Raw genomic sequence first — 21,842 nt, forward strand, 5'->3', positions numbered from 1 at the left:
ATGATGATCGGACTTCTTTTTTATGAAGCAATTGCTTTCAACAAATCTACCACAAATTCTAACCGCACTTTGTTATCTGATAGGTCTTTCATAAACTTAAATTTCAATGGGCCGTCAAAGCGATACACAATAGGTTCTTTTTGAATTAATTGAATAAATTTATCTGGATTCACTTGTGCTTTTGGTGAAAACTCAATAAAACCGCCTTGCGTTCCTGCATCAATGCGCACAACTTTTAACGGCTCAACCAGCAAACGCAATTCTGCAATTTGCATTAGATTTTTTGTCGCGTCAGGCAATAATCCGAATCGATCTATTAACTCAACTTTTAACTCATCCAATTCTGATTTACTCTCTGCTGCGGCAATACGTTTATAAAAGGATAAACGCATATTCACATCACCTAAATAATCGTCTGGCAATAAAGCAGGCACGCGCAATTCAATATCCGCTTGTTGTTGCGTCAATTCTTCTAATGATGGTTCTCGCCCTTCTTTTAACGCTTTAACCGCCGCATCCAATAATTCCATATAAAGCGAAAAACCGATGCTTTCGATTTGTCCGCTTTGTTCGTTTCCGAGTAATTCGCCAGCGCCACGAATCTCTAAATCGTGGGTTGCCAAGATAAAACCAGCCCCAAGATTATCAAGATTTTCCAAGGCATCTAGACGACGTTCGGCATCTTTTGTCATCATTTTAGGTGGGGGCGTAAGCAAATAAGCATAAGCCTGATGATGTGAACGCCCAACTCGTCCACGTAATTGATGCAACTGAGCTAATCCAAAATGATCCGCTCGTTCAATAATAATAGTATTTGCCGTTGGCACATCAATACCCGTTTCGATAATGGTTGAACAAACTAAGACGTTATAACGCTGATGATAAAAATCACTCATCACACGTTCTAACTCACGTTCTCGCATTTGTCCGTGCCCCACTATCACTCGCGCCTCTGGCACAAGTGCAGTGAGTTTTTCTGCTGTATTTTCAATACTTGCGACATCATTATGGAGATAATAAACCTGCCCGCCACGTAAGATTTCACGCAAAATCGCTTCTCGTACAACAAGATCGTCATTCTGGCGGACGAAAGTTTTAATACTTAATCGGCGCGCAGGAGGCGTAGAAATAATGGAAAGATCACGAATGCCATTCATCGCCATATTAAGCGTTCGAGGAATTGGCGTTGCCGTTAGCGTAAGAATATCGATATTCGCACGAAGCTGTTTTATTTTCTCTTTTTGCCCTACACCAAAACGGTGTTCTTCATCAATAATCAACAAGCCAAGATCGCTAAATTTGACATCTGATTGAATTAATTTATGGGTACCAATCAGTATATCGACTTTGCCTTCTGCAAGATTTTCCAGAATTTGTTTTTGTTCTTTTGCAGTTTTGAAACGCGATAACACTTCTACGTTCACAGGCAAATTCGCAAAACGATCTTTAAAATTCTCATAATGCTGTTGGGCTAACAGTGTAGTTGGCACTAGCACTGCTACTTGCTTATGATTCATCACAGCCAAAAATGCGGCACGCATTGCCACTTCAGTTTTACCAAAACCCACATCGCCGCAAACAAGACGATCCATTGCTTTTGGTTGACACATATCAGAAATTACCGCATTAATTGCCATTTCCTGATCGTAAGTTTCTTCAAAAGGAAAGGTTGCAGCAAATTGTTGAAATTCTTCACGATCATATTTAAAGGCAAAGCCTTTCTTCGCTTCACGTTGTGCGTAAACATCTAATAACTCGGCCGCCACATCACGAATTTTCTCCGCTGCTTTTTGACGCGATTTTGCCCAAGCTTCGTTACCCAATTTATGTAATGGCGCACTTTCATCAGAACCACCCACATAACGGCTAATCAGATGTAATGAAGTCACTGGCACATAAAGTTTCGATTCATTTGCATAATTTAGCAGCAAATATTCTGCTTTAATGCCGCCTGTATCTAAGGTGACCAAACCGCCATAACGCCCTACACCGTGATCAAGATGCACAACTGGCTGCCCTATTTTCAGTTCGGCAAGATTGCGCACAAGCGTGTCAGGATTAATTGTTTTACGTTTATCTCTAGAACGTTGTTGAACGCGCTCGCCAAGTAAATTTGCTTCACCAATAATCGCAACATGAAACGATTGTTCAATAATAAAACCTTGTTCAAGAGAGCTGACTAACAAGCTAAATTTTTCATTTTCAGCCTGTTCCAAGGATTGAATTTGTTTTGGCTTGAGTTTTAATGGTGAAAGCAAATCAAGCAACGTCTCTCGGCGACCTTCCGTCTCCACAGAAAACAGTACATTTCCTTTAAAATGCTCAATAAATTGGCGGAGTTGTCCCAATGGTTCTTTTTGCTGGGATTGAATGGTCACTTCTGGTAAAGCGGCAACAGGTAAATTTTTCTGGCGTACCGATGACCGCACTTTTTCCGCTTTAAATGTAATGCGTGGATAAGATTTCAATCGGCGATTGACTTCATCAACATTAAGCCATAATTTTTCAGGCGATAAAAGCGGACGCATTGGATCCACTTTACGTTGTTCATAACGCTGTTTGGCATCTTGATAAAAACGCTCGCCTTGCATTTGGTTGTTTTCCATATCCACAAACAGCGTTTGTTCCGGCAAATAATCAAACAACGTCGCCATTTCAGAAAAGAAAAGTGGCTGCCAATATTCAATGCCAGAAATCAAGGTACCTTTACTGATTTGCTGATAAATATGTTCGGGATCTCGGCGAATTTCACCAAAAGTTTCACGAAATTGCGCACGGAAAAATTCAATCCCTTTATCATCCGTTGGAAATTCGTGCGCTGGTAAAAGATTAATCGATGTAATTTCATCAAGAGTACGTTGCGTATCCACATCAAAAGTGCGAATAGAATCAATTTCATCATCAAAAAAATCTAGACGAAAAGGCACCGCACTTCCCATTGGGAAAAGATCCAACAAAGCACCACGAACTGCGTACTCGCCGTGTTCTAATACTTGCTCCACAGCACGATAGCCCGCTGCTTCTAATTGTAAGCGCATTTTATCGATGACCAAACGATCGCCTTTTTTAATCAGAAGCACATTGTGTTGTAAATATTGTGGCGGACAAAGGCGTTGCATTAATGTCGAAATCGGCAATAAGAAAATGCCTTTTTTCGCATTTTGTAAATGGAAAAGCGCACTTAAACGAGAGGAAATAATTTCTTGATGGGGAGAAAACGTATCATAAGGTAAGGTTTCCCAATCAGGAAAAAGGCATACATCTTGGCTGCTTAATTCCGATAAAACACGTGATAAACGCACCGCACTTCGTGTATCAGGAGTCACCACTACGGTTAAATTTTGATTTTGCTCTGCAATTTCACTGATCGCCAATGCATCAGCGCCTGGTAATACATTGCCTAAAATTTTGTGATCATTGGGTTGGGTAGGAATATCAGGTTGGAAAAAAGCCGTTTTCATAAATATAAATAATGCGCCAATCTTGTATAAAAATTGACGCATAGTGTACTGGAATTTGAATTATCTTTCAATAAATTTACTGTTTAAAAAAACAGTTGATGTTTATTTCTTTAAAGAAGATTCTTCTTTCTTCAAATTACCATTTTCATCTTCTATTGCTGACATAGGCACGCAGCTACAATTAGGTTGATCTAATCCCCACTCTTTAATGAAATTATCATATTTTTCAAGTGCACGCTTAAACCAACATTTTGGTTTCTCAGTTTGTTCTGTCATAAAGTTCCTCGTTCTAAATATTGTTTAATTTCTAAACGTAGCCATTCTACGCCTTTTTTCTTGTTAATGGGAAGTTGTTTTTTTGTTAAATAAGCGGAAATTAATGGGAAATTTTCTTTGCCTGCTAATTTTAATAAACGCCTTATCGCAGGAATACTCGAAAATAAAGTGCGGTGAAAATTAGCGAAATTTTTTAAGCTCACCCAATCGAACTCATCAAGCTGCCAATCAAGCTGATTTTTCTCAAAATTTATGGCGAACGGACGAAAAGATAAAGGGATATTACGCTGAAATTGTTGGTGCGCAGTATCAACTAAAGCCAAGCCTTCTTTGGAAATACCTTTAAGGGCAATCACTGAATAACAACCACTACTCGCTTCTTGGTGCTCACCTAAATGCACCAAAACAAAACCGCACTTTTGCCAAAATTTTGCCAGTTCGTCAGTGTAGCCAAAACTTACTGAAAGAAAATCCACTTCTGAATTTTCCATAAATTTCATTAGATTTTGACCAATACCCTGTTTTTGCCAATTTGGCTGAACCGCGATACGAGAAATGCGTAAAGATCTTAATTTACAGGCTTGGGGCAAATTTTCGTAGAAACATAACGCTTGTGGAACAAGATTCCCTTTTGGGCGGCGTTTGCCTTGTTGAATTTGAATAATCAACTCATCATCAGCCATATTTCCTTCTTCTAATGCCCAAATTGCACCGAGCAAATTCTGTTGATATTCAGCAAAATAAAAACGTTGATTTTCTCCATCAAGTAAACGACGAAGATCGAGTGGCGATGTTCGATAATGCGCCAATGTCATTAAGCCATAAAACTCTGCAATATGATGTGGTTTTTGCACTTCTCGAATTTGATAAGGGAGATGGGGCTGAAAAGGAAATTGCTGAAAAGCATCTTCGGCATTTAGCAACAAAAGATCATCAATAAAATCTTCTAACAGATCATTTTCTTGCCAACGTAGGGGCTGTTTAAGCTCAAAATGCTGAAAAGTGCGGTTGATTTTCCGTTTAAATTTTAATTCGAAACCACGCCCTGTTCCTTCGTAGCTATGAATTGTAGTACTGAAGACAATATGTTGAAAATATCGAGAATATTCTTGTAATAATGGTAATGGAATCATCGCAGCTTCATCTACAAGCAACCAAGCTGATTGACTAAATTCGGGTTCATTTTGTAATCGAATAGTCAGTTCATCGGGAGCGATAAATTCAATTTCCTCTTCTGAAAATTCAATAACCGAATGCACCGCACTTTTATTCGGTGCAGTGAGATAAACTGGCGCCTGAATTTGGTTAGCAAGCATCCCCAATAATGCGGATTTCCCTCTTCCCCGCTTGGCGGTTAGAAAATAAATATCTTGCTCAGCTTGTAAAATATTCTCGATAATTTGTTGTTGCGCTAACGTAGCATTTTTGTGATGCTCGTTAGAATAAAAAACCGTAGGAAATTCAACCGCACTTTTATCTCTTAAAATAGGGAAATGGTAGCGTTCAATGCAATGTTTGAAATGATAAATGAAATTAGGCGTAGCAATCGCTGCCTGATTTCCATTCCAACGTAAACTATCTTGATCAGGCTGCTGAGATAAATTTTCCCAATCGGATAAGACTAAACAAAGTGTGCCACCCATTTTCAGTGTTCCAGCTGCAATAGCTAGCGCTTCAAGATGAATGCCATTTCGTCCATCAAATAAGATATGTTCAAATTCTTGTCCGAGCAAATTCGTTGCTTTAGAAAAAACAATGCCACTTTCACCGATAATCAATACGTTATCAGGCACAAGCGGCAAAGTTTTTCTGATTAAAATTTGAAGCTGGCGAAATGGCATCTTTTATTTTAAATAGGCAATTAAGATCGCACCAATAAAACTTACGCAAGCAAGCCAAAAGAAAATGCTTTTGGGTTGAGAAACTTTTTTACTGAAAAATTTCGCTGCAAACACGATATATAAAATCAGTAATGCGAATTTAGCTATTAACCACCATTCAATATCAAAAGCAAAGAGATATAAAATGACAACACCAGAAACAATCAATAAGGTATCTGATAAGTGCGGTAAAATTTTTAATAATTTTATCGAACGCCAATTTTTGCCAGTAAGTTGCATTGCGCCACGAATCACCAACAAGGCAAAACTTAAAAAGGCGAAAAAAATATGTAAATAAACTAGCATAATCACTCCCAAAAAAGTAAGAAAAGTGCGGTTAACATCAACCGCACTTTCTCAATATAAATTACTTCGCAATACGTTTATATTTAATACGATGTGGCTGAGTCGCTGCATCGCCTAAGGTTTTCTTTTTCCACTCTTCGTAGTCTGAGAAGTTACCTTCATAGAAGGTGACTTTACCTTCATCACCGTAATCTAAAATATGTGTTGCGATACGGTCTAAGAACCAACGGTCATGGGAAATTACCATTGCACAGCCCGGGAATTCTAAAATCGCATTTTCTAAGGCACGCAAGGTTTCAACGTCTAAGTCATTGGTTGGTTCGTCCAATAACAGTACGTTACCACCACGTTGTAGAAGTTTAGCTAAGTGTAAACGACCACGTTCACCACCCGATAATTCGCCCACACGTTTTTGTTGATCTACGCCTTTGAAGTTGAAGCGTCCAACATACGCACGGCTTGGAATTTCAAAGTTACCAATAGTGAGAATATCTTGTCCGTTAGACACTTCTTCCCATACGGTTTTCTTATCATCCATTGAGTCACGGAACTGATCGACAGAGGCAAGTACCACAGTTTCACCCATTGTAATTGAGCCGCTATCTGGTTGTTCTTGACCTGAAAGCATACGGAATAAGGTTGATTTACCCGCACCATTTGCCCCGATAATCCCAACGATTGCACCTTTTGGAATACTAAAGGATAAATCATCAATTAAAGTGCGGTCGCCATAAGATTTGGTTAAGTTTTGGACTTCAATCACTTTATCACCCAAACGTGGACCAGGTGGAATAAAGAGTTCGTTCGTCTCGTTTCGTTTTTGATATTCGCCAGAGTTCAATTCATCAAAGCGCGCCATACGTGCCTTGCTTTTCGCTTGGCGGCCTTTCGGATTTTGACGAACCCATTCTAACTCTTTCGCAATGGATTTTTGACGCGCATTTTCAGCCGCTTGTTCTTGCTCTAAGCGTTTCTCTTTTTGCTCTAACCAAGAAGAATAGTTGCCTTCCCAAGGAATACCTTCACCACGGTCAAGCTCTAAGATCCAACCCGCTACGTTATCTAAGAAATAACGGTCGTGGGTAATTGCGACAACAGTGCCCTCGTAGTCATGTAAGAAACGTTCTAACCATGCTACAGATTCCGCATCTAAGTGGTTAGTTGGTTCATCTAATAAGAGCATGTCTGGTTTTTCAAGTAATAAGCGACAAAGTGCAACACGACGACGTTCGCCCCCTGATAAATGCTCAATTTTTGCATCCCAATCTGGTAAACGTAATGCATCTGCGGCACGTTCTAACTGGTTATCTAAATTATGCCCATCATGTGCTTGAATAATGGCTTCAAGGTTCGCTTGTTCAGCCGCTAATTTATCGAAATCCGCATCAGGATCAGCATAAAGTGCATAAACTTCATCTAAACGAGTCAGTGCATTTTTTACTTCAGAAACGGCTTCTTCTACCGCTTCACGCACGGTTTGTTGAGGATCAAGTTTTGGTTCTTGTGGAAGATAACCGATTTTGATACCTGGCTGCGGACGCGCTTCCCCTTCAAATTCTTTATCCACGCCTGCCATAATGCGTAAGAGGGTTGATTTACCCGCACCATTTAAGCCTAGAACCCCGATTTTAGCTCCAGGGAAAAAGCTTAAAGAAATATCTTTCAAAATATGACGCTTCGGTGGCACTACTTTGCCGACACGGTGCATCGTATATACAAATTGAGTTGACATATTTATCCTTTATCTAATAAAAAAGTGCGATCATTTTACTTGAAGTTTCTTTATTTGCCTAACAATAGGCAAATAATAGACAAAAAAAACCACCCGAAACGGGTGGCAGGAAAGTAGTTTAGCTATATTTATGATTATTTTATTTAGGAACTTTATGAATATCAAGCAATTACTTGACAGCGCTATGTTACTGAATATTGAAAGCTAAAGGAAATGCTATTGAGAGTTTTTTTGATTTACATCAACATTTTTAACAGAAAAATTCGTTTTTGCGTGTAGAATAAACAACTTCTAATGCTAACGTTCAAAATAATTAGGATTTTTTGTGAAAACGTATTCATTATTACTCGGTCTATTCATTAGTTGTGGTGTTTTAGCTCACCCCCATGCATTTATAGATATGCAAACCACGCCTATTATAGAAAATAGTCAACTCACCGGTTTATCAATGAAATGGACATTGGATGAACCAAGTTCGTCCGCAGTTATTTATGATATGAAACAGGCTAAAACAAAAAATGATCAGCAAAAACTCATCGATGATGTCATGGGAAATATTGTGAGTGAACATTATTTTAGCTATCTATATGACGCTCAAAATAACAAAATTAAATATTCTTCACACCCCAAAAATTACGGCGTAAAAATCCAAGGATTACAACTGCAATATTATTTTGATGTGCCACTCGCCCATTCACAACAGTTAGAAAAAAACACATTTAGCTTACAAACTTACGATCCCACTTATTATGTGGCGATGACTTACGCCTCAAGAAGTGCGGTAGATTTTTCCGCACTTCCGAAAAATTGCCAAGGAAAATTAATTGAACCTAACGTGGATGAAAAAATCCAAGCCTACGCATCTTCACTTGATAAATCCCAAAAGAACGAAGATGATTCATTAGGCGTAATGTTCGCGCAAAAAATAATAATTCAATGTGAGTAGAAATGAAAAAATATAAAACTGGGCTCGTGTTATTAGTGATTGCACTCGCCTTACTTGGCTATTTTTCCCCTTGGTTTTTCTTACATATTGCTGCATGGCAAAAAGATTTTAATCAACTTATTTCGGAAAATTTACATCAAATTCAAAATAATAGTATCAAGGCAGGCATCACACTTATTTTCGCTAGCTTTGTTTACGGCGTACTTCATGCCCTCGGGCCAGGGCACGGCAAATTTATTATCGCCAGCTACCTTTCCTCTCATGAAAGCCAATTAAAACAAAGCACCATTTTGAGTTTACTTTCTTCCTTAATGCAAGGTATTGTCGCAATTACAGCAACAACATTGCTCGTTGTGGTACTTAATCTATCATCACGTTATTTCAAATTAAGTCAGCTTTGGTTAGAGCGATCTGCCTTGCTATTATTGGTATTTCTCGGTTGTTATTGGATTTGGCAAGGTTTACGTGCCTATCGTAAAAAAGCTAAATTAACCATTAAATCCCTAAATCCCCTCTCCCTACACGAAAAAAGTGCGGTAAAAAATAACCGCACTTTTCAACTAAACACCTGTAGCTGTGGACACCAACATTTGCCAAGCCCGACGCAAACTGCACAAGCTACCAATCTAAAATCACAATTTCTCGTGATTCTAACAATTGGTATGCGACCATGTAGCGGTGCAATTTTCGTATTATTTTTAGCTTATATGCTTGATCTTTATGGCTGGGGAATTTTAGCTGTATTAGCTATGTCTTTCGGCACAGGACTTATGCTGTCAGCCTTCGCGGGAATTGTACGTTATGCACGAAATACTGCGATTCACTTAGGGAGTTGGTATAGTTCAAAAAATACGAAAGGAAAAAGCGAAAGTATCGTGAAATTAATAGCAGGTGGAATAATGCTATTTTTTGCCTTGAGCTTGTTATATGGCACAACCATCTCAACTGGCGGAAGCAAAATCCTATTTTGAAATTAAAAATAAAGCCCATCAACATGATGGGCTCAAAATCTTTTGGTTACTAATTTAGAATCTGTAAAAGGAGACAAACAAACCCTAAACCAAAAGAAAAATTGGCTCCTCCTGCTGGACTTGAACCAGCGACATATGGATTAACAGTCCACCGTTCTACCGACTGAACTAAGGAGGAATAAACTTTGTATCACAAGGAATAGAGCGCAGATTTTAATGAGAAGAGAATATCTTGTCAAGCAGGAAGATATAACAATTTAACGATCATTTTCTTTACAAATCTTTACAAAAAAAACGATGGTTTTATCATCATTTATATGACAGAATGCGCTGATATTTTTAGATGGCTTAGCTATACCTTCTAGAAATGTTTAATACCTAGAATTTAACCTATTGAGGATTATCAATGAACACTATATTTAAAGTTATTTGGAACAAAAGTATGCAAAGACAAGAAGTCGTTTCAGAATTGGCAAGAGGTGCAGCTAAATCTAACTCAACATCTCGTACAAACAAAATAGCCAAAACACATTGTGCATCTATTCTGGCTACAGTGATTACATCTATTCTTGCCAGTAACATAGCTTATGCAGCTAGTAATTCTAATGAAATCGTTGAGAATAAAGGTTTTGTACATGTTAATGCATCAGGTAGTTCAGATGATAGTGCCAAGAACTTTGGTAACTTTACAGCTGCAGCTGGCGCGACGGGGGCTAATGCAATTACTGTTGGTGTATCGGCAAATACAGGAAGTGATAACTCTATCGCTATTGGTACAGAATCAAAAGTAAAGAAATGGTCAAAAAACTCATTAGCATTAGGTTATAAAGCTAATGTCGGTAAAGTTGGACCAACAACCCATGTCGATTCAGACAATGCGATTGCAATTGGATCTGAGGCAGAAGCTATTCGAAATAGCGCTATTGCTATTGGTGATAAGGCAAGTGCAGCTAATTATAATGCTATTTCTATTGGTAAAAACATTCAAAATGGTTCTATTGGCGCTACCGCTATTGGAGGCGGTGCAGAGATTGGTGGCTATTCAGAGAATTCCATTGCTATAGGTACTGGCGCTACGGTTGGTGTTGAATATTCTAACGATAAAAAAACAAGAAAGTCAGATCTACATCATGAGAGAGCTATTGCGATTGGATATAATGCAAAAGCATTAGGTCAACAAGGCATTAGCATTGGTAAAGGATCTACAGTAGAAGCAGTGAATGGGCTTGCATTAGGTCAAGATGCCAAATCGAAGAAAGCTGGTGATATTGCCATTGGTTATAACTCAGAGTCCTCAGATGCAAATACTGTAAGCGATATCCAAATTGGTAATAAAACCTATAGTTTAGGTAATTCTGTTAAACAAAGTAACAATAATGGTACTGTCAGTTTTGGTAAGGATAATATTAAACGTCAGATTCAAAATGTGGCAGCTGGATCAATTTCTGAAACTTCAACAGATGCAATTAATGGTGCACAGCTTCACAATGTAATCAAAGCAACTAATGAAATTGCCAACACGGAATATAAATTCCTAGTAAATGGCAATGGTAAAACTATGGGGAATAAGAGTGATTCAGCAACAAATAATGCTAGTAACACGCTTAATTTCGCAGCGGGTGAGGGGTTAGACGTCGTATATGAAAATGATACTATAACCTACAAATTAAAGGATGAATTGAAACAATCTATTGAGAATGCAGCCAAGAAGACCTATGTTGATAATTCTGTAAATGCGGTTCGTGATGAATTAAAACAATCTATTGCTGAGGCGCCGAATAAGAGCTATGTTGATAATTCTGTAAATTCTGTTCGTACAGCAACTGATGAAATTGCCAAAACGGAATATAAATTCAAAGTAAATGGCAAGGACGCTAAAACTATGACGAATAATAGTCAATCAGCAAAAAATAATACTAATAACACGCTTAATTTCAACGCAGATGAGGGATTAGAGGTTTCATATGACAATGGTAATATAGCCTATAAATTAAAAGATAAATTGAAACAATCTATTGATAATGCGGCGAATAAGACCTATGTTGATAACTCTGTAAATTCTGTTCGTAATGAATTAAAACAATCTATTGCTGACGCACCAAATAAAAGCTATGTTGATAATTCTATAAATTCTGTTCGTAATGAATTTAGACAATCTATTGCTAACGCACCGAATAAGAGCTATGTTGATAATTCTGTAAATTCTGTTCGTAGAGAATTACAACAAACAGATAAAAAACTGAGAGGCGGTATCGCAGGCGCTGTAGCAATGGCGAATATACCAACAGCAAACCGAGCAGGCGGAACTATGGTTGGTGTAGGTGTTGGTAACTTTAAAGGCCGAAGTGCTGTTGCTGTAGGTATCAACCGTGCAAGTGACACCAATCGAACACATTTCAAAATGAGTGGCTCTGCAACCACCTCTGGAGATTATGCTGTAGGTGCTGGTATGGGCTATCAATGGTAGTTCATTACTAAACGATAATAAAAACTCTCTCGACATCTCGAGAGAGTTTTTTTATAAGTAATGGATTATAGTTCATGCTAATAATCTTTTTTCATCATTCATTTTTATGAATTTTCGACTTCTTTTTCTATCCACAGAGCCTGTGGATAACTTTGTGGATTAACTTTTTAAAATTTTGCGGATCCCTTGTTCTTACAAGGATTATTCGATCTTGATTACAGATTAGCCTAAAATTAAATTTTAATTTAAAATCAATAAGTTATATTTTGTCTAGTAAAAAATTAAAGTTTTTTTTATGAATTTGTGACATCTTCCTCTTGACATCACTAAGTCTGTGTAAAACTTAGATTTTTGCCTGATCAATTTTACACATTAAATATGCTAAAATAGACATTATTCAAAACTATGAAAAAACCGACCGCACTTTATGTCTGAAAAAATAAACACAAAACCATTCATTCTGCATTCTGACTTTCGTCCCTCTGGCGATCAACCACAAGCTATCGAAAAACTGGCTGAAAATTTAACGGATGGTTTGGCACATCAAACTTTGCTCGGTGTAACAGGCTCGGGGAAAACCTTTACTATCGCCAATGTAATTGCTCAATTAAATCGACCCGCCATGTTACTTGCGCCAAATAAAACCCTTGCGGCCCAACTTTATGCAGAAATGAAAGCCTTTTTTCCAGAAAATGCGGTGGAATATTTTGTCTCTTACTATGATTATTATCAGCCAGAAGCCTATGTGCCGAGCAGTGATACCTTCATTGAAAAAGATGCGTCTATTAATGATCAAATCGAACAAATGCGTCTTTCTGCGACGAAATCTTTTTTAGAACGTCGAGATACTATCGTGGTAGCTTCTGTTTCTGCAATTTATGGTTTGGGCGATCCTGATAGCTATTTACAAATGATGTTGCATTTACAACAAGGTGCTATTATCGATCAGCGCCAAATTTTAGCGAAGTTAGCGGAATTGCAATATACCCGCAATGATCAAGCATTTCAGCGTGGAACATTCCGTGTTCGCGGAGAAATTATTGATATTTTCCCCGCGGAATCCGATGATCGTGCGGTGCGTATTGAATTATTTGATGATGAAATTGAGCGTTTAAGTTTATTTGATCCGCTTACTGGCAGTAGTTTTGGTGCTGTCCCACGTTTTACGATCTATCCTAAAACTCACTATGTAACGCCCAGAGAACGTATTTTAGATGCGATAGAAAACATCAAAAAAGAACTCGTATCACGCCGTGAATACTTCATTAAAGAACATAAACTTTTAGAAGAACAACGTATCAGCCAGCGTACCCAATTTGATATTGAAATGATGAATGAATTGGGCTATTGCTCGGGCATCGAAAACTACTCTCGCTATTTATCGGGCAGAAATGAGGGTGAGCCACCACCAACATTATTTGATTATATGCCCTCTGATGCCATTTTAATTATTGATGAATCTCATGTGACTGTGCCTCAAATTGGTGGGATGTATCGTGGCGACCGTTCTCGCAAAGAAACCTTAGTGGAATATGGTTTCCGTTTGCCGTCCGCATTAGATAATCGTCCGTTACGCTTTGAGGAATTTGAACGCTTAGCTCCACAAACCATTTATGTTTCCGCAACACCAGGGCCTTATGAATTAGAAAAATCAGGCAGCGAAATCATCGATCAAGTGGTTCGCCCGACTGGTTTACTTGATCCACTCATTGAAATTCGCCCAGTGTCTATTCAAGTGGATGATCTACTTTCTGAAGCTCGCCAAAGAGCGGATAAAAATGAGCGAGTTTTAGTCACAACACTCACCAAGAAAATGGCTGAAGATTTAACGGATTATTTAGATGAACACGGGATTCGTGTGCGTTATTTGCATTCCGATATTGATACTGTGGAACGCGTCGAAATTATCCGTGATTTGCGTTTAGGCGAATTTGATGTATTGGTTGGGATTAACTTATTACGTGAAGGCTTAGATATTCCTGAAGTGTCTCTTGTGGCGATTTTAGATGCCGACAAAGAAGGATTTTTACGTTCCGAACGTTCTTTAATCCAAACCATCGGCCGTGCTGCACGAAACTTAAATGGTAAAGCAATTTTATATGCGGATAGCATCACAAAATCGATGGAAAAGGCCATTACCGAAACCAATCGTCGTCGTGAAAAACAAACCAAATACAATGAAGAACATGGCATTGTGCCACAAGCATTAAATAAGAAAGTCGGAGAATTGTTAGATATTGGGCAGGGTGCAAACCAAAAAGCGAAAGCCAATAAACAACGTGGAAAAATGGCAGCAGAACCAACCGCACTTTATAATGCACCGAAAAATGCCAAAGAATACCAACAACAAATCAAAAAATTGGAACAACAAATGTATAAATTTGCGCAAGATTTGGAATTTGAAAAAGCCGCGGCAATTCGAGATCAATTACATCAATTACGTGAACAATTTGTTTTTGATAACTAAAAGAAACGCCAGCTTAAGCTGGCGTTCCGTTTATTTGTTTTCACCCGAGGAATACAAGCGATTCTTATATAAATAACTGCCTAATAAAGCGTGAGCTAATGCCTCTTTTTTCATCGCATCAGGCACGTCTTTTGGCGTTAAAGTTTCTGTTGATTTATCATAATGATAACCTTGCGCCGCTTTATTTGGCATTTGAATCACCACATCATTATTACCTTTCATCATTGCTTGAGTTTGATCGTATTGCATAAAGGCACGATCTGGATTTACATCTTGCGTTAAATCAAACCCAATCATTGGATAATTGCCACTTACGCCTGCTAAAGAAAGCAATGTGGTTGGCATATCAATTTGGCTCACAAGACGGCTGTCACGACGTGGCGTAATGCCATCACCAAGAATCAAGGCTGGAATATGGAAATGCTTAATCGGCACAAGACTTGCTCCGCCTACACGAGAATCGTGATCCGCAACAATTAAGAAAATCGTATCTTTCCAATAATTAGACTGTTTTGCCATTTTAAAGAAATGACCTAACGCATAATCCGCATATTTTGCCGCATTATTACGAGTGGCTTTTGGTTGCTCATAAAGCTCAATTTTGCCATCTGGATATTCAAATGGATCGTGATTACTGGAGCTAAATACTAAACTAAAAAACGGTTTACCTTCATTTTGTAATTTCGTGAAAGTTTCATTAGCTTTATCAAATAAATCCTCATCACTCACGCCCCAAGTGCCAGTAAATGTTGGATTTTGGTAATCTTGTTGATCCCAAATATCTTTAAAACCATTGCCATAGAAAAAGCTCGCCATATTGTCAAAGTGCTTTTCGCCACCATAAATAAAGGAAGTGTTATAGCCTTGTTTATGTAATAAATCTGCAATAGTAAAGAAACCACTTTGGGCATTATTAAGTTTCACCACTGCACGAGCTGGCGTTGGCGTAAAACCTGCGGTGGTTGCTTCAATACCGCGTACTGAACGCGTGCCTGTTGCATAAAGATTTTCAAATAACCACCCTTCTTTTGCGAGCTGATCCACATTTGGAGAAAGTGGTTTGCCACCGAGTGTACCAATAAATTGAGCACCGAGACTTTCTTGTAACAAAATTACGATATTTTTAGGTTTACCCTGATAAGTCGCGACATTTTTCGTTAAAGTTGGGTATTTATCTGAAATGTAATCGCTGTCTGGGCGGCCTCGGCTAGCTTTAACAATACGAAACATTTCATCTGCATCCATTTTTCCGTACATTTCTGAAGATTTTTCTTCATCTTTAAATTGCTGTGCCGCATAAATGACGGAATAGCCCGAGTTAAGCACCAAAGAATTCACTAACGCATCAGAAGAAAAAGCCACCATGGCGGGATTGATACCGCGGTGTTGAAAACTTGAACGCGCGCCAAGAAAGCTCACTACAATCACAAGCAAAGCAATCACAGAGCGAAGTTTCCAACTCATTGAACGTAAATTTTTGACAGCCCAACCAGAAATTTTCCAATAAATCACGGCAGCTAAAACCGTGAAAACAAGGCTAAAAATCACCGCACTTAAATGCCCTTCCGCAAGCATTGAAAAAACTTCTTTCGGATAAATCAGATATTCGATAAATAAACGATTTGGACGGTAATCGTAGGTTTCAATAAAGGCAGGCGTGGCAATTTCCATAAAGATAATAAACACGCTACCAAGCGTTAACCAAAGGCGTAAAATTTTTACCCAAACTTTGTTGCTATGGAACAATGTTGTGAGTAATGCAGGTACGCCAAATAAATAACAGAGTGCCACAACATCCATTCGTACGCCTTGCAAAAATAATTGCAACCAGCCATCTACGGCGGATACACGCTCTGATTGCCATATAGCAAGTCCCAAACGTGATAAGGAAAGGATAATGAGATTAATCAACACGAATGTGAAGATGGGAAATAAAGGGGAATGCGCTTTTTTCATTGTAAAAACCACTAATGTAACGGCATCCAAGCCGTATTAAATTAAAGAAAGATAGGCAACTGTCTATCGGTCGGTTCCTTTTCGACACGACAAAAGTCTTAAAGTGCGGTCAATTTTCGCATAGTTTTACTTAATCTCAAATGTAAACAATATGCCGAATTCTGTATAGAGCAATTTTAGCTAATCACATTCACTAGAAAGTAAAAATAAAGCCTCGAGAAAAATCGAGGCTTTATAAAGCAAACAGCAAAAATTTAATAAAAATTCACCGCACTTTTTCGATTACTCTTGTTGTGCTTTCACCGCAGCATAGGCAATCATATTAATAATACGGCGAACAGACGCCCCTGGATTAAGAATATGCGCAGACTTGTTCATACCCATTAAGATCGGGCCAACAGTAATTGCCGTAGTGGTGCCGCGTAATAAGCTATAACTAATACGTGATGAGCTCAAATCAGGGAACACTAATAAATTTGCACTTCCTTTCAATGGACTATCAGGCATAACTTCTTTTCTATGAGCTTCATTCATCGCTAAATCGCCACGCATTTCACCATCGATCATTAAGTGCGGATTACGCTCTTTGACGATCTGTAACACTTCACGCATTTTTGGTGCACCGAGTGAATTAGAGGAACCAAAATTAGAATGGGAAAGCAATGCAACTGCAGGCTCAATACCGAAACGGTGAATTTCTTCTGCGGCCATTAAGGTGATTTCGGCTAATTCTTCTGTTGTTGGATTACTGTTTACATGGGTATCCGTTAAGAATACGTTACCCGTCGGTAATACAAGGCTATTTAAAGCTGCGGCAGTTTTCACGCCATCTTTTAAGCCAATAATATCGCGAATAGATGCAAGGTGTTTTCCGTATGAACCAAATAAGCCGCATACTAAAGCGTCTGCATAACCTAAGCTAAGTAACGTAGAAGCTAATACGGTTGTATTAGAACGCACCACGCGTTTTGCGATTGCAGGTGTAATGCCTTTACGTTTGGTAAGCTCGTAGTAATGTTTCCAACATTCTTCATAGCGAGGATTATCTTCGTTATCCACAATTTCAAAATCGACACCGGCGGTTAAACGTAAACCAAGTTTTTTAATTTTTTCTTCAATCACGCTGCGGCGACCAATTAAAATTGGATTTGCCAAGCCCATTGAAATGACTTCTTGGGTGGCATGCAATGCTTTATTTTCTTCCCCTTCCGCTAAAATAATACGTTGTTTTGCCGCTTTTGCTTGGTTGAAAATAGGGCGCATAAACAAGCTCGTTTTGTAAACAAACTGAGTTAGTTTTTCAACATAAGTATCCCAATTTTGAATTGGACGAGTTGCCACACCAGATTCCATTGCGGCTTTTGCTACCGCTGGTGCGATACGCACAATTAAGCGAGGATCGAATGGGCGAGGAATCACATAATCGGCACCAAATGTCGCGCCTTCACCACCGTAAGCAGAGGTTACAACTTCGTTTTGCTCTTCTAATGCAAGGTCAGCGATGGCATAAACTGCCGCACGTTTCATTTCTTCATTAATAGTGGTTGCGCCCACATCTAATGCACCACGGAAAATAAATGGGAAACAAAGCACGTTATTTACTTGGTTTGGGTAATCGGAGCGGCCTGTACATACAATCGCATCGGGACGAACCGCTTTCGCTTCTGGCGGGGTAATTTCAGGATTTGGGTTAGCTAAAGCAAGAATAATTGGATGTGCAGCCATGGTTTTCACCATATCTTGTGTAAGCGCACCAGCCGCAGAACAACCTAAGAAAATATCAGCATTTGGCATCGCATCGCCAAGTTTACGCCAGCCATTATCTTCAATTGCATAATCTTTTTTGGTTTGATCCATTTTGTCATCACGGCCTTTATATACTACGCCTTTCGAGTCGCAAACCGTGATATTTTCACGTTTCATACCTAAAGAAAGCAATAAGTTCAAGCACGCAATAGATGCAGCCCCCGCACCAGACGCAACAAGTCGAACATCTTCAATTTTTTTACCTACAATACGAAGAGAATTGATGATCGCAGCAGCACTGATGATCGCTGTTCCATGTTGGTCATCATGGAAGACAGGAATATTCATTCGCTCGCGCAATTTTTGTTCAATATAGAAACATTCTGGTGCTTTAATATCTTCTAAGTTTACCCCACCAAAAGTCGGCTCTAACGAGGCAATAATATCTACAAGTTTATCGGGATCATGTTCATTCACTTCAATATCAAATACGTTAATGCCCGCGAATTTTTTGAACAATACGCCCTTTCCTTCCATTACAGGTTTGCCCGCTAGCGCGCCAATATTGCCAAGTCCAAGCACCGCTGTACCATTGGAAATCACCGCCACTAAATTGCCACGTGCTGTATATTTGTAAGAGGCAGCAGGATCTTTTTCAATTTCTAAACAAGGCTCTGCCACACCCGGTGAATAAGCTAAAGCCAGATCGCGTTGGGTTGCTAATGATTTTGTTGGGGTAACTTCAATTTTTCCAGGAATTGGAAATTCGTGGAAATCTAAGGCTGCTTGACGTAATTGTTCGGTCATAATAAATGCTCCATTTTCTTGAAACAGGATTGAAATATTACGTCGATTATAGCGGTTTTTTATTCAAAAAATTGTGACAGACTGCAAATTTTCACAAAATCATTACAAAATTTTTTGATGCGAGGCATTAGCTAGACTTTTCATTTTTTAGCAAAAAAGGTAGGATTTTCACAAGAGAATCATAGAGGATAATAAAATGAATCCATTTCAAAAACTTAAAAGTGCGGTGAATAAATGCCAACGATTTTTTATCAATCGTTCATTACAACGTAAATTGACTAACCAAGGCATGACTGTCATTTCAGCCAATTGCGTGGGGGCTTTTATCTTACATGATTTGCACCAGCCGTTTAATTCCCCTTTTGTGAATCTCTATCTCTCGCCACAGGATTTTTTGCGTTATTTACAAAATATAGATTTCTACCGCACTCAACCTCTCACATTCGTACAAACAGAAAAAAGTTATCCAGTGGGAAAACTTGCCGATCTTGAAATTCATTTTATGCACTATCACAGTGAGCAAGAAGCCAATGAAAAATGGCAACTTCGCACGTCACGAATGAATTTAGACAATCTTTTTATTATGATGACAGATCGAGATGGTGTAACCGAAAAAGACATTCAACTTTTTGATCAACTCCCTTTCAAAAATAAAGTAATTTTTACTCACAAGCCCTACCCTACTTTTAAATCGGCTTGTTATATAAAAGGCTTCGAGAAGCAAAATCAGGTGGGCGATATTTTTGAATTTTCTGGCTGGAATGGGAAAAAATATTACGATCAATTCGATTACGTGAAGTGGTTTAACCAAGCTTAATAGATAAAGGCTGCATTGCAGCCTTTTTTGTTTCGTTCTAAAAGCAAAAACCTGTACAATGCCCAGCGAATTTTAACAAGAGAAAACATAATGAGATTAGATAAATTTATTGCTGAAAATACGGGATTAACGCGTTCTCAAGCAACAAAAGCGATCCGCCAAAGTGCGGTAAAAATTAATGGTGAAATTGTCAAAAGTGGCTCGGTACAAATTTCACAAGAAGACGAAATTTATTTTGAAGATGAATTATTAACTTGGGTGGAAGAAGGCCAGTATTTTATGTTGAATAAGCCACAAGGCTGTGTTTGTTCTAATGATGACGGCGACTATCCAACTATTTATCAATTTTTTGATTACCCTTTAGCGGGGAAATTACATAGCGCAGGTCGCTTAGATGTTGATACAACAGGTCTCGTCTTGCTTACCGATGATGGACAATGGTCACATCGCATCACGTCTCCAAAACATCATTGTGAAAAAACCTATTTGGTGACATTAGCTGATCCCGTAGAAGAAAATTATGCGGCTGCTTGTGCGGAAGGCATTTTATTACGCGGAGAAAAAGAACCCACTAAACCAGCAAAATTAGAAATCTTAGATGATTACAATGTGAATTTGACGATTTCTGAAGGTCGCTATCATCAAGTAAAACGTATGTTTGCCGCACTTGGGAATAAAGTTGTTGGATTACATCGCTGGAAAATTGGGGATGTTGTACTAGATGAATCCTTAGAAGAAGGCGAATACCGCCCATTGACTCAAAATGAAATCGAAAGTTTGGTGAAATAAGATGAGTCAACAAAAATCTACTTTTATCTTTATTCTTACGCTCGGTATTCTCTCCATGCTACCGCCTTTTGGAGTGGATATGTATTTGCCATCTTTTTTAGAAATTGCGAAAGATCTCGGCGTGAGTCCAGAGCAAGTACAACACACGCTCACTTCTTTTGCTTATGGCATGGCGTTTGGTCAGCTTTTTTGGGGGCCTTTTGGTGATAGTTTCGGACGAAAACCGATCATTTTACTCGGTGTCATTGTGGGCGCGCTAACCGCTTTGGTGCTCACCGAAATAAATTCGGTCGGAAATTTCACCGCACTTCGTTTTGTGCAAGGTTTCTTTGGTGCTGCCCCTGTTGTGCTTTCTGGCGCATTATTGCGTGATTTATTTAGTAAAGATCAGCTATCTAAAGTAATGTCCACCATCACCTTAGTATTTATGCTTGCACCTTTAGTTGCACCAATTATTGGTGGTTACATCGTTAAATTTTTCCACTGGCACGCGATTTTTTACGTTATTTCGCTCGTGGGATTATTAGCCGCGACATTGGTCTTTTTCATCATTCCAGAAACCCATAAAAAAGAAAATCGCATTCCGCTGCGCTTAAATATTATTGCTCGCAATTTCCTTCTGCTTTGGAAGCAAAAAGACGTGCTCGGCTATATGTTTGCCGCCTCTTTTGGCTTTGGTGGGTTGTTTGCTTTTGTGACTGCAGGATCAATTGTCTATATCGGCATTTATGGCGTTCCCGTTGATCAGTTCGGTTATTTCTTTATGATGAATATCGTTACAATGATCTTTGCCTCTTTTTTAAATAGCCGATTTGTCACTAAAGTGGGCGCAGAAACAATGTTACGGATAGCCCTCACAATTCAATTCCTTTCTGGAATGTGGCTAATTTTGACCGCACTTTTAGATCTCGGTTTTTGGCCAATGGCAATTGGCGTCGCCTTTTTCGTCGGTCCAAACCCAGTGATTTCATCAAATTCAATGGCATCAGCTTTAGAAAGATGTCCTCAAATGGCGGGCACAGCAAATTCTTTGATTGGTAGCGTACGTTTTGCAGTGGGTGCAATTATGGGAAGTTTAGTTGCGTCAATGAAAATGGATACTGCCGCACCAATGCTCTTTACTATGGGGGCATGTGTCGCGATTTCCGTATTGGCGTATTACTTTCTAACCAGCCGAAATTTAAAAAGCCGTAGGTAAATATCCCCACGGCTCAATGATTG

General features: G+C 38.8%; 14 protein-coding genes and 1 tRNA gene. 7 read left to right on the forward strand and 8 right to left on the reverse strand.

Going from position 1 to position 21,842, the window contains the following annotated elements:
* Positions 1 to 20: 20 nt before the first annotated feature.
* The 5 genes from mfd to ettA all read right to left on the reverse strand — a co-directional run bounded on the left by mfd (position 21) and on the right by ettA (position 7,655).
* On the reverse strand, positions 21 to 3,461 hold the full coding sequence (gene mfd / locus AC6H22_RS04220; RefSeq protein WP_497515410.1) for a transcription-repair coupling factor: 3,441 nt from the start codon (positions 3,459 to 3,461) through the stop codon (positions 21 to 23).
* Between the two features lie 102 nt (positions 3,462 to 3,563).
* Complete coding sequence (locus AC6H22_RS04225) at positions 3,564 to 3,737, reverse strand: DUF5363 family protein (protein ID WP_497515411.1); 174 nt, start codon at positions 3,735 to 3,737, stop codon at positions 3,564 to 3,566.
* Complete coding sequence (locus AC6H22_RS04230) at positions 3,734 to 5,578, reverse strand: tRNA(Met) cytidine acetyltransferase TmcA (RefSeq protein ID WP_497515412.1); 1,845 nt, start codon at positions 5,576 to 5,578, stop codon at positions 3,734 to 3,736. The genes AC6H22_RS04225 and AC6H22_RS04230 overlap by 4 nt, the downstream gene beginning before the upstream one ends.
* A gap of 3 nt (positions 5,579 to 5,581) precedes the next feature.
* Positions 5,582 to 5,923: a SirB2 family protein gene (locus AC6H22_RS04235; protein WP_497515413.1), complete on the reverse strand. Its 342-nt coding sequence runs from the start codon at positions 5,921 to 5,923 to the stop codon at positions 5,582 to 5,584.
* 61 nt (positions 5,924 to 5,984) lie between these two features.
* Entirely contained in the window at positions 5,985 to 7,655 is a 1,671-nt protein-coding gene (gene ettA, locus AC6H22_RS04240; protein ID WP_497515414.1) for an energy-dependent translational throttle protein EttA, read from the reverse strand.
* Positions 7,656 to 7,980: 325 nt separating this feature from the next.
* On the opposite strand from ettA, the gene zevA reads away from it, so the two are divergent.
* The gene (gene zevA, locus AC6H22_RS04245; protein ID WP_497515415.1) at positions 7,981 to 8,601 is read left to right on the forward strand and encodes a zinc transporter binding subunit ZevA; all 621 of its coding nucleotides are present in this window, start codon (positions 7,981 to 7,983) and stop codon (positions 8,599 to 8,601) included.
* A gap of 2 nt (positions 8,602 to 8,603) precedes the next feature.
* Entirely contained in the window at positions 8,604 to 9,572 is a 969-nt protein-coding gene (gene zevB / locus AC6H22_RS04250) for a zinc transporter permease subunit ZevB (protein WP_497515416.1), read from the forward strand.
* 102 nt (positions 9,573 to 9,674) lie between these two features.
* Here zevB and AC6H22_RS04255 read toward each other — a convergent pair.
* Positions 9,675 to 9,750, reverse strand: a tRNA-Asn gene (locus tag AC6H22_RS04255).
* Between the two features lie 228 nt (positions 9,751 to 9,978).
* Between AC6H22_RS04255 and AC6H22_RS04260 the strand changes: the two genes are divergently transcribed.
* Positions 9,979 to 12,039 carry a YadA-like family protein gene (locus AC6H22_RS04260; RefSeq protein WP_497515417.1) on the forward strand — a complete coding sequence of 687 codons (2,061 nt, stop codon included), beginning with the start codon at positions 9,979 to 9,981 and terminating at the stop codon, positions 12,037 to 12,039.
* A 427-nt stretch (positions 12,040 to 12,466) separates the two neighbouring features.
* On the forward strand, positions 12,467 to 14,506 hold the full coding sequence (uvrB, locus tag AC6H22_RS04265) for an excinuclease ABC subunit UvrB (protein ID WP_005646675.1): 2,040 nt from the start codon (positions 12,467 to 12,469) through the stop codon (positions 14,504 to 14,506).
* A gap of 30 nt (positions 14,507 to 14,536) precedes the next feature.
* Here uvrB and AC6H22_RS04270 read toward each other — a convergent pair whose 3' ends face one another.
* Positions 14,537 to 16,462 carry an LTA synthase family protein gene (locus AC6H22_RS04270; protein ID WP_497513030.1) on the reverse strand — a complete coding sequence of 642 codons (1,926 nt, stop codon included), beginning with the start codon at positions 16,460 to 16,462 and terminating at the stop codon, positions 14,537 to 14,539.
* 282 nt (positions 16,463 to 16,744) lie between these two features.
* A complete protein-coding gene (locus AC6H22_RS04275) occupies positions 16,745 to 19,015 on the reverse strand; it encodes an NADP-dependent malic enzyme (RefSeq protein ID WP_046953053.1) in 2,271 nt (756 codons plus the stop codon).
* A gap of 196 nt (positions 19,016 to 19,211) precedes the next feature.
* Between AC6H22_RS04275 and AC6H22_RS04280 the strand changes: the two genes are divergently transcribed.
* The 3 genes from AC6H22_RS04280 to AC6H22_RS04290 all read left to right on the forward strand — a co-directional run bounded on the left by AC6H22_RS04280 (position 19,212) and on the right by AC6H22_RS04290 (position 21,819).
* Complete coding sequence (locus AC6H22_RS04280; protein ID WP_046953052.1) at positions 19,212 to 19,832, forward strand: DUF1919 domain-containing protein; 621 nt, start codon at positions 19,212 to 19,214, stop codon at positions 19,830 to 19,832.
* A 90-nt stretch (positions 19,833 to 19,922) separates the two neighbouring features.
* A complete protein-coding gene (gene rsuA / locus AC6H22_RS04285; protein ID WP_046953051.1) occupies positions 19,923 to 20,621 on the forward strand; it encodes a 16S rRNA pseudouridine(516) synthase RsuA in 699 nt (232 codons plus the stop codon).
* Between the two features lies 1 nt (position 20,622).
* Positions 20,623 to 21,819, forward strand: a complete 1,197-nt coding sequence (locus AC6H22_RS04290) for a Bcr/CflA family multidrug efflux MFS transporter (protein WP_046953050.1) — start codon at positions 20,623 to 20,625, stop codon at positions 21,817 to 21,819.
* The last annotated feature ends 23 nt before the right edge of the window (positions 21,820 to 21,842 follow it).

It is taken from the genome of Haemophilus sp. THUN1690 (genome assembly GCF_059704375.1).

Excerpts from the sequence above, each read along its gene's own strand:
- mfd (WP_497515410.1), bottom strand. The coding sequence starts at position 3,461 with ATGAAAACGGCTTTTTTCCAACCTGATATTCCTACCCAACCCAATGAT.
- AC6H22_RS04225 (WP_497515411.1), bottom strand. The coding sequence starts at position 3,737 with ATGACAGAACAAACTGAGAAACCAAAATGTTGGTTTAAGCGTGCACTT.
- AC6H22_RS04230 (WP_497515412.1), bottom strand. The coding sequence starts at position 5,578 with ATGCCATTTCGCCAGCTTCAAATTTTAATCAGAAAAACTTTGCCGCTT.
- AC6H22_RS04235 (WP_497515413.1), bottom strand. The coding sequence starts at position 5,923 with ATGCTAGTTTATTTACATATTTTTTTCGCCTTTTTAAGTTTTGCCTTG.
- ettA (WP_497515414.1), bottom strand. The coding sequence starts at position 7,655 with ATGTCAACTCAATTTGTATATACGATGCACCGTGTCGGCAAAGTAGTG.
- zevB (WP_497515416.1), top strand. The coding sequence starts at position 8,604 with ATGAAAAAATATAAAACTGGGCTCGTGTTATTAGTGATTGCACTCGCC.
- AC6H22_RS04260 (WP_497515417.1), top strand. The coding sequence starts at position 9,979 with ATGAACACTATATTTAAAGTTATTTGGAACAAAAGTATGCAAAGACAA.
- uvrB (WP_005646675.1), top strand. The coding sequence starts at position 12,467 with ATGTCTGAAAAAATAAACACAAAACCATTCATTCTGCATTCTGACTTT.
- AC6H22_RS04270 (WP_497513030.1), bottom strand. The coding sequence starts at position 16,462 with ATGAAAAAAGCGCATTCCCCTTTATTTCCCATCTTCACATTCGTGTTG.
- AC6H22_RS04275 (WP_046953053.1), bottom strand. The coding sequence starts at position 19,015 with ATGACCGAACAATTACGTCAAGCAGCCTTAGATTTCCACGAATTTCCA.
- AC6H22_RS04280 (WP_046953052.1), top strand. The coding sequence starts at position 19,212 with ATGAATCCATTTCAAAAACTTAAAAGTGCGGTGAATAAATGCCAACGA.
- rsuA (WP_046953051.1), top strand. The coding sequence starts at position 19,923 with ATGAGATTAGATAAATTTATTGCTGAAAATACGGGATTAACGCGTTCT.
- AC6H22_RS04290 (WP_046953050.1), top strand. The coding sequence starts at position 20,623 with ATGAGTCAACAAAAATCTACTTTTATCTTTATTCTTACGCTCGGTATT.